The following is a 15,974-nucleotide window of genomic DNA, read 5'->3' as shown; positions in this document are numbered from 1 at the left end:
TTCACTTCATCCGTTTTGTCAGTCCTATCAGTTTATTGCTTTTCGATTGGCGCAAAGGCGGCAAGGAGACGCTTAATGCCTGTAGGGCTTGGGAAGGCAATATCAAGCTCTGTACTATCTCCACTACCTTTTACACTCACAACCGTGCCAACGCCCCATTTTTTATGAGCGGCTTTATCACCGACAGCCCAGCCAATGCTGCCGCCGCCTGTGTTTTGAATGGTTTGCGTTTGTGGACGTGAGACAGGCCCTCGTCTTTGCGGTCTTTCTCTCGTTTGGCCAAACGGTGTTTTCGTTTCTTTTTTCTCATTTAGGTTGTCCAATAAATCAGCTGGTATTTCTCTGATAAATCGTGATTCCAGATTCATGTTCGTCCGGCCGAATAACGTTCTCATCTTCGCACTTGATAAATAAAGCTCTTCTTCGGCCCGTGTGATCCCTACATAAGCGAGACGGCGCTCTTCTTCCATCTCGGCATCTTCCATTAATGAACGACTGTGCGGGAAGACACCTTCCTCCATTCCCATTAAGAACACAACGGGGAATTCAAGTCCTTTTGCTGCGTGAAGCGTCATTAAAATGACCGCATCCTGATCTTCTTCCTCAGCCTCATCCAGCTTATCAATGTCTGCGACGAGGGCGAGGTCTGTCAGGAAGGTGACAAGTGATTTATCTTCATTTTGTTCTTCAAAGTTTTTAGTGACCGATAGAAACTCGTCAATATTTTCTAAACGGCTTTGTGCTTCAATCGTTTTTTCGATCTTCAGTGCTTCACGATAGCCTGTTTTCTCTAGGATCTCTTCCGTTAATTCTGTGACAGATAAATAATCCTGCATATTTGTCATTTGATCAATGAGCTGTTTGAACTCATCAAGTGCATTGGCTGCTCTTGCACTGAGTCCAATGAAATCCACCTGACCAAGTGCTTCAAACATAGAGAGATCATTCATTTCTGCGTATGCGGCAATTTTATCAACAGAAGTCGCCCCAATTCCTCGTTTTGGTACGTTGACAATGCGTGCAAAACTAATATCGTCATCTGGATTTGCCACAAGGCGTAAGTATGCCAAAATGTCCTTGATCTCTTTTCTGTCATAGAACTTCGTGCCACCGACGATGTTGTATTGAATGTTCGCCTTCATTAACGTTTCCTCTATGACACGTGACTGGGCGTTCGTTCGATAGAGGATCGCAAAATCAGATAATTTACGCTTGCCGCTCTGATGAAGCTGACGAATCTTTCCAGCGACAAATTGACCTTCACCGAATTCATTATCCGCACGGTAATAGGCAATCTTCGCTCCTTCGTCATTTTCTGTCCACAGGTTTTTTGGCTTGCGGTTTGAATTGTTTTGAATGACCGTGTTTGCGGCATTCAGAATACGTTTAGTCGATCTGTAATTTTGCTCAAGCAAAATCACTTCACTGGACGGATAATCTTTTTCAAAGGAAAGAATGTTTGTAATATCCGCTCCACGCCAGCGGTAGATGGACTGATCCGAGTCACCGACCACACATATATTTTGAAAACGCTGCGCGAGCAATTTCACAAGCATGTACTGCGCTCTGTTCGTATCCTGATACTCATCGACATGAATGTATTGGAATTTTCGCTGATAGTGTTCTAATACTTCAGGAATTCGCTCAAACAGACGAATCGTCATCATAATAAGATCATCAAAATCGAGTGATTGGTTTTTGAGTAATCGTTTTTGATAATCTGTGTAGACATCGCTCACGACTTGATCGTAAAAGTCACCGGCTGTTTTTGCGTATTCCTCTGCGTCAATGAGTTCGTTTTTTGCACTACTGATTGAACCTAAAATGCTACGTGGATCAAACTTTTTAGGATCGATATTTCGTTCTTTTAAAATGTTTTTAATGACTGAAAGCTGATCAGATGTGTCTAATATAGAAAAGTTGCGATTCACACCAATACGGTCAATATCGCGTCGTAAAATGCGCACACACATGCTGTGGAACGTAGAGATCCAAATGTCATCCGCACCAGGCCCTAAAATCGCTTGTACACGCTCACGCATTTCTCTTGCTGCTTTATTTGTAAAGGTAATCGCTAAAATATTCCACGGTGCCACATGCTTTTCTGCCATTAAATACGCAATTCGATGCGTGAGCACTCGTGTTTTTCCACTACCTGCTCCTGCCATCAGTAGCAGCGGCCCGTCTGTTGCTTTGACCGCTTCTTTCTGCGCGTCATTCAGCCCTTCTAATAGATGATTCGATATTTCATTCATTTCATTCACCGCCAATTCGAACTTATGTTCTATTTTAACCCGTTTCGTCTTGTTTGACTATGATGACTTTTTCACTGCGTCGACTGTCTTTAACGCTTCTTTAAAATTGTCATAAATGACGTTCCCCACGACGACAACGTCTGCATGCTGTGCAAAGTCTTTCGCCTGCTCTTTGCTTTCAATACCGCCGCCATAAAATAGAACCGTTTCATGTAGCACTGCTTTGGTTTCTTTCACAAGCTCTATGTCTCCAAGCGTCCCGCTGTATTCTAAGTAAAAGATGGGTAGTTTCATCAAGTGCTCTGCCACTCTCGCATATGCCCTTACGTCATCTATATCCAGTGCCGTATTTGCCTCTGTCAGCTTAGCCGCTTTACACTCTTCGTTTAAGATGACATATCCTTCCGGCACAATCTCTTCCATTGACATCAAATCACCGTATTCCTTCATCGCATCCTTATGCAGACCAACAATCCAATCAGGATGAGCGCTGTTTAACACAGTGGGGATAAAATACAGGTCAAAGCCAGGCACAATCATCTCATGTGTCGAGATTTCAAGGACACATGGCACAAGAAAGCGGCGCACCTTTGACATCAGTTGCAGCACGTTGTCTTCTGTCACGTTGTCACTGCCGCCAATTAAAATGGCATCCGTACCGGATTCACAAATTGCTTCAAGTTGTTCATCGGAAATCTCTTTATTTGGATCGAGTTTAAAGACATGCTTCCACTCGGTAACATCATACATGAAAAACGTTCCTCCATTCGTTTCATTCCATTTAAATATTATAACAAAATCAGACACCGCAAAAAATGGGTAACCTCCTTCAGCTAAAAGTTTCATTCTTTTGAAAATAGTCGATTTCACTTTAGGCGAAGTGAATGGAGATTATATGAAAAACGCCACTTCAAGAGGAACTGAGGGAGATCAATAGATGGATACTGTACTGAAATGAGAGCTACTTCATCTCATCACATGATATTATACATGAAAGGAACATTTTACTATCGACCAAGCAGGTGAATGATTTGAAAAGAACCATCACATATGATCAAACGATCGACATCGGATACATCTATCTCATCCCGCCTCGAATCGGGACAATTAAAGAAACCATTGAATTAGACGTGAATGAATGTGTGAACGTAGACATCGACAAAGAGGGCCGAGTGGCTGGGCTGGAGTTATTTGCAGAAGAAGCAGAGGTGTTGAAACACACACCCGTTTATGAAGACGAGCTTTCGTTACGTTTTACGGATCAGGAAGTTCTCTCAACCTATCATTTATCGGGCATTGAATTTCAATTCTCAACGCCTGATCACAATGGACTAATTGGTTTTACCATTGTCGATCCTCTTAAATATCATGTCAAAAGAAAGACAAGAAAAAACCGTTTTGATTGATTCAAAACGGTTTTTTAAAGCTATTGTCTCACTTCATTAAAATAATGAACAGATGTCATGGCCCCTTCATCGACCATCTTGTTGTCTTGAATATCTAATGGATCAGGGTGTCCAGCTTTTTCAGGAACCTTTTCATCTGATCGGAACATGCTTGCCCATTTTTTGAGATGCTGTTTATTTTTCACTGCTAATAACACTGCACCACCAACCCCTAATCCTGCAAGTACATACGCATTCGGACGCTTATTCATGTATGTTCCCTCCCCTTATGATCTTATTTGTAAGTTACCCCGCCTTTTCATTTCTAAACGTCACAAGCTGTTGAAGTGGTTTCTCTTTCAATGAAAAGTGGAATAACAACAGTAATGATAGAGAAAAGAGGGGATTTTCGTGACAACAACTTTCATTGTCATTGGCGCATTATTAGTGATTTTTTTCATCATACCAATCATTTTATTCATCTGGATTTGGATGCGAGATGAAAAACAGGAAGAGCATTCTGTCCTACGAAATTATCCGGTCATTGGAAAATTGAGGTTCATTTTTGAAAAAATAGGACTTGAGCTTCGTCAATATCTGTTTCTAAATGATCGAGAGGAGCTTCCTTTCTCAAGAAGAGAATACGAGCAAGCTGTCATGTCTGGGAAGTACAAAAGCCGGACAATGGGCTTTGGATCAAAACGTGATTTTGACAAGCCTGGTTACTATATTCGCAACGTCCTATTTCCAAAGCAGCGAGATGAGTTACGCATCGATCAATCTGAAAAAATCCCAACAAAAGTGTATCAGATCGATCAAGACAATTTACTGAGAAGAAGTGAACACACGAAAGAAGTCGAAGCAAAACCTTATTATCTCCATGAAGAAGATGTACAAATCATTGGTGAACATACGTGCCAAAAACCTTTCCGCGTCAAAGGATTGATCGGTCAATCAGCCATGAGCTACGGCTCCTTAGGCGACCGGGCGATTACGGCTCTATCCTCCGGTTTAAAAATGGCTGGCGGCACATGGATGAACACAGGTGAAGGCGGGCTTTCGCCTTACCATCTCAAAGGGGGCGCCGATATCATTTGCCAGATTGGGCCTGGTTTATTTGGGGTTCGAACGGAGGATGGCGCATTTTCGTTTGAAGAGTTTAAGAAAAAAAGTGAACATGATGAAGTAAAAGCCTTTGAACTCAAGCTAGCACAAGGAGCGAAAACACGCGGGGGACACATTGACGGTGAAAAAGTCACAGAAGAAATTGCCCAAATCCGTAAACTGCCGCCGCACCAATCCATTGACAGTCCGAACCGATTCGAGATGTTTCACTCCATTCCTGACATGTTTGATTTTATTGAACAACTGCGAAACATCGGCGGAAAACCAGTTGGAATCAAGCTAGTTGTTGGGCATAAAGAAGATATCGAGGAGCTTGCTCTCTATATGAAAAAAAGCGGAAAACATCCTGATTTCATTACAGTGGATGGCGGAGAAGGTGGCACAGGTGCTTCCTTTCATGAACTGGCTGATTCCGCAGGCCTGCCCATTTTCACCGCACTGCCGATGGTCCATCAAATTTTGAAGAAATATGGGGTTCGAGATCAGGTCAAGCTGTTTGCGTCTGGTAAACTTCTCTCCCCTGATAAAATCGCAATTGCCCTTTCCATGGGAGCAGATTTTGTGAATATCGCACGAGGATTGATGTTCTCGGTTGGCTGTATTCGGGCGCAAGTATGCCACACGAATAAATGCCCTGTTGGGGTTGCCACCACAGATCCAAAGCTGCAAAAAGGTTTATCCATTGAAGAAAAGAAATACCGAGTCTGCAATTATATCCTGTCCCTTAGAGAAGGTTTGTTTAATTTATGCGCAGCAGCTGGAATTGAATCACCTATTCATTTTAACGAAAAACATATTATTTTTAGACAAGAAAACGGCCAGACAAGTGAAGTCCCTATGTTCTCAGGCACAGAGCAGTCTGTCTAGCTTAAAAAGGTGCGTTTCCGCACCTTTTTTCGTTGACATTCTTGCTCAATCACGTATAAAGAACTTAATAGATCTTTGATAAGGAGAAAGAGTATGCGTGAAAAAAAGGTCCGCGGTATGAAACGAAAGACTCAACAGATCATAAAAGAAATGAACGCACATACGCAATCGTTTCCGGCGAATGTTTCTGACTACTGGCACCTGCCTTTACCAGCGGCTTATGATTTTATGACGTCCAACAGAACACCGAAAAAGATCAAACGTCTATGCATTCAAACTCTATTGAATAGAGCTGAGCATCTCATTGATTTGAAACCAAACGACGGGGACATATATCGTGTCGTGGTCGCAGTCGATCTGCCTGGATTATGGCATTCACAAATCATTGTGTTTAAAGGGGATTCTTATGTGAAAGATTTCTTCAACAGACAAGATGAGTATCAGACATGGCTTCCCCTTTCTGATCAGAGAAATATTCAAAAAGAATGGGATTTATCTGTTCCGCAAAATATGCGAACCATCGGTTTTAAGGAAGTAATCACTGATGACGATGAAGTGTCCTATGAAGGTGAACGATGGTTTATGGGGGAACTTGATGATATCAAATAGAGCCATTTCAAATGAAATGGCTCTATTTGTTCAACTTCAAAACGACAAATCATAAAGAATGTTTGCAGTGAAAGCTGCTTTATTTTGCTTCGTCCGTTGCTTGTTGCTCTGCTACGCGGTCAAGTGCCATCGTATAGGCATCATTTCCGTAGTTCAAGCAGCGTTTGACACGTGAGATAGTGGCTGTACTTGCACCTGTTTCCGTTTCAATTTTGTGATACGTATTTCCCTCGCGAAGCATACGCGCTACTTCAAGACGCTGTGATAAAGATTGGATTTCATTGATGGTGCACAAATCATCAAAAAATCGATAACATTCTTCCAGGTCTTTAAGGGACAAGATGGAGTTGAATAGCTGATCTAAGCTTTTTCCCCTTAATTTATCAATTTGCATCTTTATACATCTTCTCCTTTACTATTGGCACACCGCTCCGCACTGACTTTTCCGAGAAAGCGGTATCTTTCCTGACTCATTTTTTTCAACCTCAGCAATGAGCTTTGAACGAATCATGACAGGTTTGGTTCTACGCTGAAAATGCCATCAGGTTCTTTCGTAAGCCGAAGCTTCTTTATCGTAAACAAATTCGACAAGTTTTGTCATATTCCTTGTGCGACAATCTGACAAACTTGTTTGCCTCCGATATCTAGAACACTTCTGCTCTGTTAGGTCTTTCCCTAAAAAAACAGTATGTGTAGAAAGCTTGGCGAGACGACAAACCTGCGCCCCGCCTTGCTTGATTATTCAAAATATGTTGGTCGGCCAGCGTAACCGACAGATTCATTTTACAATTGGGCACTTCATTCGTCATGTCAAAGCCCTATGCTTTGTCACCATATCTAGCAGCGAAGAGATCTTTTGCTCACTCCTGCCCTATAACAGCGGTCAGAAATCTAGCAAATATGATACAGCTCCACTCTGTTATATTTTAACGCATTATAGACGGAAAGAGTACAGTTTTTTTCATGACATCAAATATTCCTCTTGGTGTCACCCGAATATACGGCAAGTGTGTGCTTTGGAAAAAGACAAGTGTATCAATTGGGCAGTCAAATGGATACCCGCGCTCAATGAGTAGCTCGCGTAACGTTTGCTCCTGCTGAAGAACCGTTTCAAACGATTCAGCTGATGCACAGCCTGATAATTGCAGCGGGATTTCATGCAAAATCTTTCCGTTTTCTGTGAGCACAATTCCCCCGCCAATTTCTTTCATTCGCTTATGAGCAAGCATCATATCATCTTTATTTTTCCCAATCACTAAAATGTCACCAGTGGTTGAAAATGAGCTGACAAACCCTTGCACCTTGTTTGCAAATCCTTTTAACATTGTGTTCACGCGCCACTCGCCTTTTCGATCAATCAGACTGAAGAAGCTTTGATCATGGTCACAGGACAGCTGATTGACAGAGTTATCAATCTCCACTGTATAAGGCTCCATAATGACAGCATTTCGCATTTTGACACCGAGCGGCATTGAGAATTGCAAGTCACTCATCGTCAGGTCATAGCTTAAATCTAATGGTTCGAGCCCGCCATTTTCCCATTTTGTCTCTTGGAATTGATGCTGGTTCTCCCCCTCTAATTTAAGGATCACCCCTTTAGAAATCACCGTTTCTGGATTTGGATTCATCGGATCATCTAAAATATTCAAAGAAGCCAATCGGCCAGGACCGACCACGCCTAATAAGTCATCAATTTGATAGTATTTCGCAATGTTAAAGGTTGCCATATTGTACGCATCAATAGTAGGCACGCCTTCTTCAAGGGCAATGGAAATGAGACGATTGATCATGCCTTCTTCATAAAAATGAGGTGCTGATCCATCTGTTGTATAGAAAAAGTGATCGTAGTGCCTAAAGTCACGCTCATGCAACTCTCTTAAAATGTTCACTAAATCTGGGCGGATGGAAGAATGACGCAAGGACACATGATAGCCAAGAGACAAGCGTTTGAGCACATCGTCTGCATTCATTGCTTCATGATCACTGTCCGCTCCAAACAGCTTCATTTTTGTTAGCGTTTTCTCAGAAGCCCCAGGGAAATGTCCTTCAATTCGTTTTCTCTGCTTCTTCGTTTCTTGCATGCAATATAAAATGAGATCATCACCGTCCATTAATCTTGGCCAGCTCGTTAATTCGCCGCCTTGAAGGACGTCGGGATGATCAATCCATTCTTTCCGATAGTTAATAGGCAGCATCTCATCTTCATACCTGACCTCGGTTTGAAGATCGTATCTGGACCACCAGAAGTACTGAAATGGCTGCTTTTTTAATTCACACAGAGTGGAAAGCGCTTTCTTTTCATTGCTTTGCAAAAGAAGAAATAAGTTATCGCTGACCATCGTTGTTGTGCCAAATTGAGACACATATTCTGCAAGTGATTGGGGATTATAAATATGGAACGGATGCGCGTGAGGTTCAATATACCCCGGCACAATGTATTTACCTTCACAATCAATCACACGTTTAGCTGATTTATTTTGAGGAAGCTCTGCTCCGACATAAACAATTCGATCATCATGTATCCAAATATTTGCCTTCACCCATTGCTTCAAAAACGGGTTTAGCACGAGTCCATTCGTTAAAAGGAGTGTTGGAACTATTTTTGAGTCGACTACATCGATTTGTGTGCGGATGTCATTGTTTCTCCAATTAAAAGTACGTTCGGACATTCACATACTCTCCTTCATTTGTATTAGCCCTATCGTAACATAACGAACCACGTTACGCATTAATGAAACGTTACAATTTCTTGAAATCACACTTAAAATAATTTAAAAAAGGAGAATCACTTGCAATGAAACCTAATCTTGGCTTAATGGAAGCGCTCATGAGAATTGCCTGCGGAATGACGATATGTACTGTAGCTGGATCCTTATATGCTCGAAAACCATGGAGTAAAATGCTGCTTTTTGGCATCATGCTCGGCGGATTAAAATTGGGTTCTGGTATTCTTCGTTTTTGTCCAGTGACCTATATGTGTGAACAGCAGAATACACATAAAGAGAAGGCTGAGTAGACAGCCTTCTTTTTTTGTGTGTGAATCATTCCGCTGCTTCGCACCATTTGACCAACGTACCAGCAATGATTTCTGCTGCTTCAATGACATGTTTGATCTCAATAGATTCATTCGGGAAATGGGCAAGCTCTGTCGTTCCAGGTCCAAACACAATGATTGGGATATCCGCTGCTTGTGACAGTAATCCGCCGTCTGTCCCCCAAGGGGCGGCTTCTACCTTTGGCGGGTGCTGCATGACCTCTTCATATTGTTCCTTCAATAGACCTAAAAGCGGGTGATCAGAGTCGATTGACCCTGGAAGCCACCTAGCACCAAACCACTCCACCTCCACAGGATGTTCTTGAAACCAATCATCCTTTTCAGCGAGTCCAGTCATCCAATTTTCTAATTCCTTCTCTGCCTGCTCAACTGTCTCACCTGGCATCACACCAAGCCTGCCTTCCATTGTGACAAGATCTGCGACAGAGGACGGCCAATCACCGCCTTGAATTTTCCCAATGTTGATTGGAATTGGAATCGGGATATGCTGAAACAGCGGCTCCGTCACTCGCTGATTTCTTTCTTTTTCTAGTGCCGCTATATGAGAAAGGACCACCGTGCTCTTTTCAATAGCAGAAACACCGTGATACCTTGTTCCGCCATGAGCTGCCCTTCCTTTAATATGCAACCTGAACCACTTTGACCCTTGCTGAATCGGAAAAATGTTCATATGACTTGGCTCCGGAATGATGGCAGCATCCGCTGTGTACCCTTTCAATATCGCAGCAAGTGTGCCTGCTCCGCCACTTTCCTCTTCGACGACACTATGAAACACCACATCTCCTTTCAGGGGAATCTGAAGCGCATGCAGTGCCTCAAGCGCAAAGAGTAAAGAAACGTTTCCACCTTTCATATCTGTTGCCCCGCGTCCATAGAGTCTCCCGTTTATGATATGCCCGCTGTAAGGCGGATATGTCCATTGATTCTTATCTCCTGCCGGAACCACATCTACATGTCCGTTTAATAAAATCGATTTGCCGCCACCTTTTCCTTTCAATCGCCCAGCAACGTTGGGACTCCCTTGAAAAGATCGGCGCGGGGAATAAAAATAAGGATGCTCTAGTAATTCATCGCCGCCAATTTCCCAAACGTCTACATCAAAGCCAATGGCGGACAGTTTATTGGCCACGATCTGCTGAACCTCTTCTTCATTTCCTTGGGTGCTGTCACATTGCACCATTTGCTGAAGAAGCGTAATGGCTTCATCCTGATGCTCTTTCATCCAGTTTCTGATACGTGTCATTGGCTGCAAGTCGTTCATCCTTTCTACACAACAGATTTGACATCAGGCGCTAAAATTAATGGCGCTTCAGTCGCCCTTATGACATCTTCCGGCTGAAATGGCGGCATGACTTCACGTAAAATGAGCAGCTGAGACTTGACCTCAATGACCGCCATATCCGTAATAATCAAATCGACACACGCTTTAGCGGTTAAGGGCAATGTACAAGCCGATTTCACTTTAGATCGACCGTGTTTATCCAGATGGCTCATCACCACCACCACTTTTTTTGCTTTTTGCGCCAGTTCAATCGCTCCGCCCATACCCGGTACTCTTTTCCCCGGTACAATCCAATTGGCAAGATCCCCTTGGCTACTTACTTCAAGTGCACCCAAAATCGTCATATCCAACATTCCTTTTCGGATGATGCCGAAAGCAGTCGTACTGTCCATGTACGAGCCGCCCTTTGTCAACGTAATGGGAAAACCACCGGCATTGCACAAATTCGGATCTTCTTCCCCTTGCAGAGGCGAGGCTCCTGCCCCCATAATGCCGTTTTCTGCATGCAGCCACACCTCGTAATGTGATGGAATGTAATCTGCTGCTAGGGTCGGAATGCCGATCCCAAGATTCACAATCATGCCGTCTTCAATTTCTTGTGCTGCTCTTTTGGCAATGCGGTGTCTTAAATCGATGTCTCCCATGCCCATGTCCAGTTCACTCCTTTTGATTGCACGATTTGATTCACAAATACGCCTGGCGTCACGATTTCTTCTGGATCGAGCTGCCCCGCTGCCACAATTTCTTCTGCCTCCGCTATGGTCCAGTCTCCTGCCATCGCCACAATCGGGTTTGTATTCCGTGCGCTTTTATCAAAAATCAAGTTTCCCACTTCATCTGCTTTGTAGGCATTGACGATGGCAATATCCGCTGTGAGCGCAGGCTCTAACATATAATTCTTCCCATTCAGCTCAACCAATTGTTTCTCATCTAGATTCAGGCTATCCATCCCAACATCTGTCACAATGCCCGCCAGCCCCATTCCGCCTGCTCTGATTTTTTCTGCAAGAATGCCCTGCGGATAAAAATGAACGTCTAATGTACCAGCCTGCATTTTCTGTCCGGCAATGGGATTTGAGCCGATATGAGAGGCGATGATTTTTTTCACTCTTCCTTCTGTGATGAGCCGGCCCACACCAATTTGCGGGAAACCTGCATCATTTCCGATCAATGTCAGATCTTGAATATTTGCTTCCAAAATGGCATCAATCAACGATGGTGGTGAACCTACGCCGCCAAATCCGCCAAACATGATGGTCATGCCATCTTTTAATCGCGTCATCACTTCATCCAAACCCACAGTTTTGTTCATGTTCGTTCCTCCTTACATAGCAGATGGGAAAAATCCTCGATTGATCACTTCTTGTTCGACTTGTGTGATGGTCTGCCCGAATAAATCAATCAGTTCATCCATTTCCTGCTGTGTGATGGAAAGCGGCGGTGCGATCATAACCGCTGCTCCTCCGACTCCATCCTCTCCAGCGCTTGCTGGATACACCAGCAGTCCATTTTGTTTTGCCGTTTCAACGACAAGATTGGTTATCTGAGCATGTGCAGGAAATGGCGTTTTGGATAAACGATCTGCGACAAACTCAATGCCAATCAGCAATCCCTTCCCTCTCACATCTCCTATGATGGAATGATTTACTTGCAAATCTTTTAAAGCATTCATCAGATATCGCCCAGAAAGATCAGCCCGGTCGGGAAGCTGATGCTTTTTCATATATCGAATGACCGCTAATGAAACGGCTGCTGAAAGTGGATTGGCACTATATGTGTGCCCTGCCATGACAGAGCCGGAGCCGCTGATAATCGGTGCCATCACACGATCCGTTGAGACAACTGCTGCGATTGGAGAATAACCAGCGCTCATGCCCTTTCCAAGAACCATGATATCTGGTACGGTGCCCCAATGTTCCATCGCAAACATTTTCCCAGTTCGTCCAAAGCCCGTCATGACTTCATCTGCGATCATTAAAATGTCGTTTTCTTCACAGACACGCTTCATCGCTTCGAAATATCCGTCTGGCGGCAGGAGCGCCGCTCCTGCTGCGCCAACAATCGGTTCAGCAATCAATGCGGCAATCCTCTCTTTTCCTATACGCTGGATGACGGTTTTAAATTCCTGGACATACCACTCGACCTGCTTGCTGTCTTCCTTTGGCAGCCATGACCTGTAGCTATAGGGCGGAGACAGCACTGGGTGCTTTTCAAGCAGTGGTTCAAAACGCTCTCTCCTTGCAATATGACCTGACATCGACAGCGCCCCTAATGTAATGCCGTGGTAACTCATCCATCTTGAGATGATATGATTTTTTTCCGTCTTCCCCTGCTCCTGCCAATGCTGTATCGCCATTTTCATAGCAGTCTCCGTTGCTTCTGAACCACTCCCTACAAAAAAAGACCAGTTCAGATCACCTGGGCAAAGTGTACTCAATTCATACGCTAGTTCTTCCGCTGGTTCATTCGTAAATTGTGATCTGTACGTAAAGCTCACCTTTTTCGCTTGCTCCGTCATCGCATCAATAATCTCTTGTATGCCATGTCCAATACTTGCCGTGACTGCCCCTGATGAACCATCTATATATTTTTTTCCGTCCCGATCATATAAATAAATCCCCTCTCCTCTCACAGCCACAGGATATTGCTGATTTAACATCGGTTTGATTAAGTAATCCCGGGTCTCCACTTTGTCATTCCTCCCTCTCTTGTCAGCAGCTGCACTTTTCTTTTTACATGAATCGCAAGAAAATTTTGTATACTTGGTATAAGATTAGCTTAATCAAGAGGGCAGTCATCCTCCATTCGCCATATGCCCGAATTTCACACGTGTTTTTTATACATGGTGTATAAGAGTGTTCAAAAGGAGGTCATGAGTCTATGGCGATTCTCGTCAAAGATGCACTCTCGCTCGATATGATGAAAGAAACCAAACTGCTTGCTGGAGAAAATGGACTGGATCGTCTTATCCAGTGGGTGACCATTGTGGAAATTATTGAAGACACGTCTAGACTTTCTGAAGGAGAACTACTTGTTACAACTGGATTTGGACTGACAGAAAATAAAGAAAGACGCATCCGGCTTGAAAAATTGATTCAATCTCATCGTCTTTCAGCCATTGCCATCTATAAAGGCGTGTACTTAACGGAAATTCCCGCATCACTCATTGAAGCCGCCGAAAATAGCGGTATTCCGCTCATCGAGATTCCGCCCCATGTCAATTTTTCAGACATCACAAAAGCCGTTCTAGAACAAATCGTCAGCAGTCAGCTCCATCAGCTCAAATATTCTTCTGCGATTCATCAAAGACTGACCCATTTAAATGTGAGCAATAAAAATGTCACGCAAATTACGGATGAACTGGCACATCTCACAGCGGCAAATATCGTCGTACTGGATGTGTTTTTGCACCAAACAGCAGCTCATCTCGAAACAGATGAAGTGACCTATTCTCCTACTTTTGGCTTTCTAACAGATGACGAACCGATTGAAACCTCTTCTCTGCTCAAGCAGGCAGAGGAAAAAGGCCGGCTCGTCTATGTCACATATGATGCGTTTGTTCTAGCAGCATGCCCTGTGATTGCAATGGGTGATATTTTCGGGTTCATTGTGGCGTTAAAGAAAAAAGAGACGTGGCACCATCTCGATGCCATCGCCATTGAGCATGCCGGTGCGGTGTATGCGATTGAATGGTTGAAACAAAAAGCCATTCAAGATACAGAAAACCAAATGCAGGGGCATTTATTGGATGATATGCTGCAGCAGCAATACACAGAAGAAAGCTATGTCATCGAACAAGCAAGAAAGCTGCAATATGATATGAGCGAAGAACAAGTCGTCATCTACTTTCAATTTCAGCATCAGCACACACAGCTCGACCATCAAATGGTGCAGCGCCTATCCCAATTGCTCACATCCATTTTTGAACGCAGACAAATTCCTTTTTTATTAAAGGCAAGGCTTGATTCCATTTTCGTCTTGACACCCGCAGGGAAAAGCACGTATCAAGAAACAAATTGGTATCGCGCATCAGAAGAATGCTGCAGTACTTGGTCTTATTTTTTCCCCGTCCATCCCATTGTGATTGGCATTGGAAGAGCCTACGACCAGATCAGCCTCTTTTCCAAAAGTGCAAAAGAAGCCCAGTATGCAGCAAGGCTTCTTCCTCTTTTGAAAACAGATGACAGCATCATTCATTATCAGAAGCTCGGTCTATATGGGATGTTGCTTGAAATGAACGAAGCCGGAATGAATTTGCATGACTTTTATGTGGAGCTGTTAAGCCCGCTGCTTTATACAAAAAAACAAGGGGCTGACCTCATTCATACACTCGAAGTGTATTTGGCACACAATGAAAATATTCAAAAGTCAGCGGGGGAATTGTTTATTCACCGGCATACGTTAAGCTACCGGTTGAAACAAATTGAAACGAGAACAGGCTGCAGCCTCAAATCCACTGATGATCGGATGAAGCTGCAGCTCAGTATCATGGCGTACCGCCTATCTGGTCTGCTTGATCAGATGAGAACCATTTCATGATTCATTTGGCGTTTTGACCCATAGATTCATATCTTCAATTTTGTCAAAAATATAGCAGTTGTTTTGAAAGCGTCCGGTGTATGTATACCCGAGCTGATAAAATACTTGATTCATTCCATAGGACAGTGCACGGGCAAGAGAATAAAAGACATAAATGTGCATGGATTGAAGCTCTTGTTCGAGGGCTAGAATCAAATGATGCATGAATCCTAGTTTTCTGTATGTGGGAAGGGTTGCACAATCTGTTAGTTCTGCATGACCATACGGTACATTGATTTCAGCAGAAGCGGCACTTACAAGTTGACCGTCATGTTCAACGGCATAAAAAACCGTCCCTTCCTCCATTACCTTTCGGATGTAATCTGGCTCATTCATTGGCGTGGGGTACGTTTCAAAGACCGTATCATAGAGCGCTGCCAGCTTGTGCACATCCTCTGGACCGGCTTTCCTCATCACATACTCATCCTGCCACACGCCTTGGTCTTTTTTAATCGGCTTTTCTTGAATAGACGCAACGATTTCATCTTCCTTCAACCAAAATGGGCTGTTCATTCGATCTTCGGTCAGAAAGAGCGACATGCCGTATGCATCACTTCCGAGGAAATAATGAGAAAACACGCCTTCAAGCCGAAAGCCTTTTTCTAAAAAAAGAGGCATATGCTCACGCCTTACTTTTACAATGACCTTAGACGCCTTGCAGTCCGCCGCTTCCTGAAGCACGGACTGAATCACATCACGCACCCTGCCGCTATAATCATCCAAACGAATTCTCTCGTTAAATGAATCCATACAGATCAAAGCAGAAAAACGATCGTTTGCAAGCTTCTTCAATTGCACCATATACTCATTCCCCTCTT

At 43.6% G+C, this 15,974-nt stretch carries 15 protein-coding genes; 5 read left to right on the top strand and 10 right to left on the bottom strand.

Going from position 1 to position 15,974, the window contains the following annotated elements; all coding sequences use genetic code 11:
- Positions 1-32: 32 nt before the first annotated feature.
- Both pcrA and NST01_RS03465 read right to left on the bottom strand, forming a co-directional pair.
- Positions 33-2,255, bottom strand: coding sequence for a DNA helicase PcrA (pcrA, locus tag NST01_RS03470; RefSeq protein WP_017366764.1), 2,223 nt, complete (start codon positions 2,253-2,255; stop codon positions 33-35).
- Positions 2,256-2,312: 57 nt separating this feature from the next.
- On the bottom strand, positions 2,313-3,005 hold the full coding sequence (locus tag NST01_RS03465) for a heptaprenylglyceryl phosphate synthase (protein WP_041506655.1): 693 nt from the start codon (positions 3,003-3,005) through the stop codon (positions 2,313-2,315).
- A 281-nt stretch (positions 3,006-3,286) separates the two neighbouring features.
- Between NST01_RS03465 and NST01_RS03460 the strand changes: the two genes are divergently transcribed.
- Positions 3,287-3,661, top strand: coding sequence for a DUF2283 domain-containing protein (locus NST01_RS03460; protein ID WP_017366763.1), 375 nt, complete (start codon positions 3,287-3,289; stop codon positions 3,659-3,661).
- Between the two features lie 20 nt (positions 3,662-3,681).
- Here the strand turns inward: NST01_RS03460 and NST01_RS03455 are convergent, their stop codons facing one another.
- The gene (locus NST01_RS03455) at positions 3,682-3,912 is read right to left on the bottom strand and encodes a hypothetical protein (RefSeq protein ID WP_017366762.1); all 231 of its coding nucleotides are present in this window, start codon (positions 3,910-3,912) and stop codon (positions 3,682-3,684) included.
- A gap of 139 nt (positions 3,913-4,051) precedes the next feature.
- Between NST01_RS03455 and NST01_RS03450 the strand changes: the two genes are divergently transcribed.
- Positions 4,052-5,632 (top strand): FMN-binding glutamate synthase family protein, encoded by a 1,581-nt coding sequence (locus NST01_RS03450; RefSeq protein WP_341041501.1) that lies wholly within the window; start codon positions 4,052-4,054, stop codon positions 5,630-5,632.
- A 93-nt stretch (positions 5,633-5,725) separates the two neighbouring features.
- Positions 5,726-6,241 (top strand): DUF3916 domain-containing protein, encoded by a 516-nt coding sequence (locus NST01_RS03445; protein ID WP_138825297.1) that lies wholly within the window; start codon positions 5,726-5,728, stop codon positions 6,239-6,241.
- 79 nt (positions 6,242-6,320) lie between these two features.
- Here NST01_RS03445 and NST01_RS03440 read toward each other — a convergent pair whose 3' ends face one another.
- Positions 6,321-6,635, bottom strand: coding sequence for a YerC/YecD family TrpR-related protein (locus tag NST01_RS03440; RefSeq protein ID WP_065459944.1), 315 nt, complete (start codon positions 6,633-6,635; stop codon positions 6,321-6,323).
- Positions 6,636-7,167: 532 nt separating this feature from the next.
- Entirely contained in the window at positions 7,168-8,910 is a 1,743-nt protein-coding gene (locus tag NST01_RS03435; protein WP_017366759.1) for an adenine deaminase C-terminal domain-containing protein, read from the bottom strand.
- A 125-nt stretch (positions 8,911-9,035) separates the two neighbouring features.
- Here NST01_RS03435 and NST01_RS03430 point away from each other — a divergent pair, with 125 nt between their 5' ends.
- Complete coding sequence (locus NST01_RS03430; RefSeq protein ID WP_008344274.1) at positions 9,036-9,257, top strand: YgaP family membrane protein; 222 nt, start codon at positions 9,036-9,038, stop codon at positions 9,255-9,257.
- A gap of 25 nt (positions 9,258-9,282) precedes the next feature.
- Here the strand turns inward: NST01_RS03430 and NST01_RS03425 are convergent, their stop codons facing one another.
- Genes NST01_RS03425 through NST01_RS03410 form a run of 4 tightly spaced genes read right to left on the bottom strand, consistent with a single transcriptional unit; the run spans position 9,283 to position 13,267 of the window.
- Positions 9,283-10,548 (bottom strand): peptidase, encoded by a 1,266-nt coding sequence (locus NST01_RS03425; protein ID WP_046342869.1) that lies wholly within the window; start codon positions 10,546-10,548, stop codon positions 9,283-9,285.
- 14 nt (positions 10,549-10,562) lie between these two features.
- Positions 10,563-11,228, bottom strand: a complete 666-nt coding sequence (locus tag NST01_RS03420; RefSeq protein ID WP_008344276.1) for a 3-oxoacid CoA-transferase subunit B — start codon at positions 11,226-11,228, stop codon at positions 10,563-10,565.
- Entirely contained in the window at positions 11,204-11,890 is a 687-nt protein-coding gene (locus NST01_RS03415) for a CoA transferase subunit A (protein ID WP_008344277.1), read from the bottom strand. The genes NST01_RS03420 and NST01_RS03415 overlap by 25 nt, the downstream gene beginning before the upstream one ends.
- Positions 11,891-11,902: 12 nt before the next feature.
- Entirely contained in the window at positions 11,903-13,267 is a 1,365-nt protein-coding gene (locus tag NST01_RS03410; protein ID WP_017359813.1) for an aspartate aminotransferase family protein, read from the bottom strand.
- A 191-nt stretch (positions 13,268-13,458) separates the two neighbouring features.
- On the opposite strand from NST01_RS03410, the gene NST01_RS03405 reads away from it, so the two are divergent.
- The gene (locus tag NST01_RS03405) at positions 13,459-15,117 is read left to right on the top strand and encodes a PucR family transcriptional regulator (RefSeq protein ID WP_017359814.1); all 1,659 of its coding nucleotides are present in this window, start codon (positions 13,459-13,461) and stop codon (positions 15,115-15,117) included.
- On the opposite strand, the gene ablB is transcribed toward NST01_RS03405, so the two are convergent.
- Positions 15,112-15,957, bottom strand: coding sequence for a putative beta-lysine N-acetyltransferase (gene ablB, locus NST01_RS03400; protein ID WP_035391446.1), 846 nt, complete (start codon positions 15,955-15,957; stop codon positions 15,112-15,114). The genes NST01_RS03405 and ablB overlap by 6 nt on opposite strands.
- Positions 15,958-15,974: the final 17 nt, after the last annotated feature.

The sequence above is a fragment of the Bacillus sp. FSL R7-0166 genome (assembly GCF_038008935.1).
GTDB lineage: Bacteria > Bacillota > Bacilli > Bacillales > Bacillaceae > Bacillus > Bacillus altitudinis.
Note: the sequence above shows the minus strand (reverse complement) of the source record. Positions and strands in the feature narration are given on the sequence as shown.

Excerpts from the sequence above, each read along its gene's own strand:
- NST01_RS03455 (WP_017366762.1), bottom strand. The coding sequence starts at position 3,912 with ATGAATAAGCGTCCGAATGCGTATGTACTTGCAGGATTAGGGGTTGGT.
- NST01_RS03445 (WP_138825297.1), top strand. The coding sequence starts at position 5,726 with ATGCGTGAAAAAAAGGTCCGCGGTATGAAACGAAAGACTCAACAGATC.
- ablB (WP_035391446.1), bottom strand. The coding sequence starts at position 15,957 with ATGGTGCAATTGAAGAAGCTTGCAAACGATCGTTTTTCTGCTTTGATC.
- NST01_RS03440 (WP_065459944.1), bottom strand. The coding sequence starts at position 6,635 with ATGCAAATTGATAAATTAAGGGGAAAAAGCTTAGATCAGCTATTCAAC.
- NST01_RS03420 (WP_008344276.1), bottom strand. The coding sequence starts at position 11,228 with ATGGGCATGGGAGACATCGATTTAAGACACCGCATTGCCAAAAGAGCA.
- NST01_RS03465 (WP_041506655.1), bottom strand. The coding sequence starts at position 3,005 with ATGTATGATGTTACCGAGTGGAAGCATGTCTTTAAACTCGATCCAAAT.
- NST01_RS03405 (WP_017359814.1), top strand. The coding sequence starts at position 13,459 with ATGGCGATTCTCGTCAAAGATGCACTCTCGCTCGATATGATGAAAGAA.
- NST01_RS03430 (WP_008344274.1), top strand. The coding sequence starts at position 9,036 with ATGAAACCTAATCTTGGCTTAATGGAAGCGCTCATGAGAATTGCCTGC.
- NST01_RS03415 (WP_008344277.1), bottom strand. The coding sequence starts at position 11,890 with ATGAACAAAACTGTGGGTTTGGATGAAGTGATGACGCGATTAAAAGAT.
- pcrA (WP_017366764.1), bottom strand. The coding sequence starts at position 2,255 with ATGAATGAAATATCGAATCATCTATTAGAAGGGCTGAATGACGCGCAG.
- NST01_RS03435 (WP_017366759.1), bottom strand. The coding sequence starts at position 8,910 with ATGTCCGAACGTACTTTTAATTGGAGAAACAATGACATCCGCACACAA.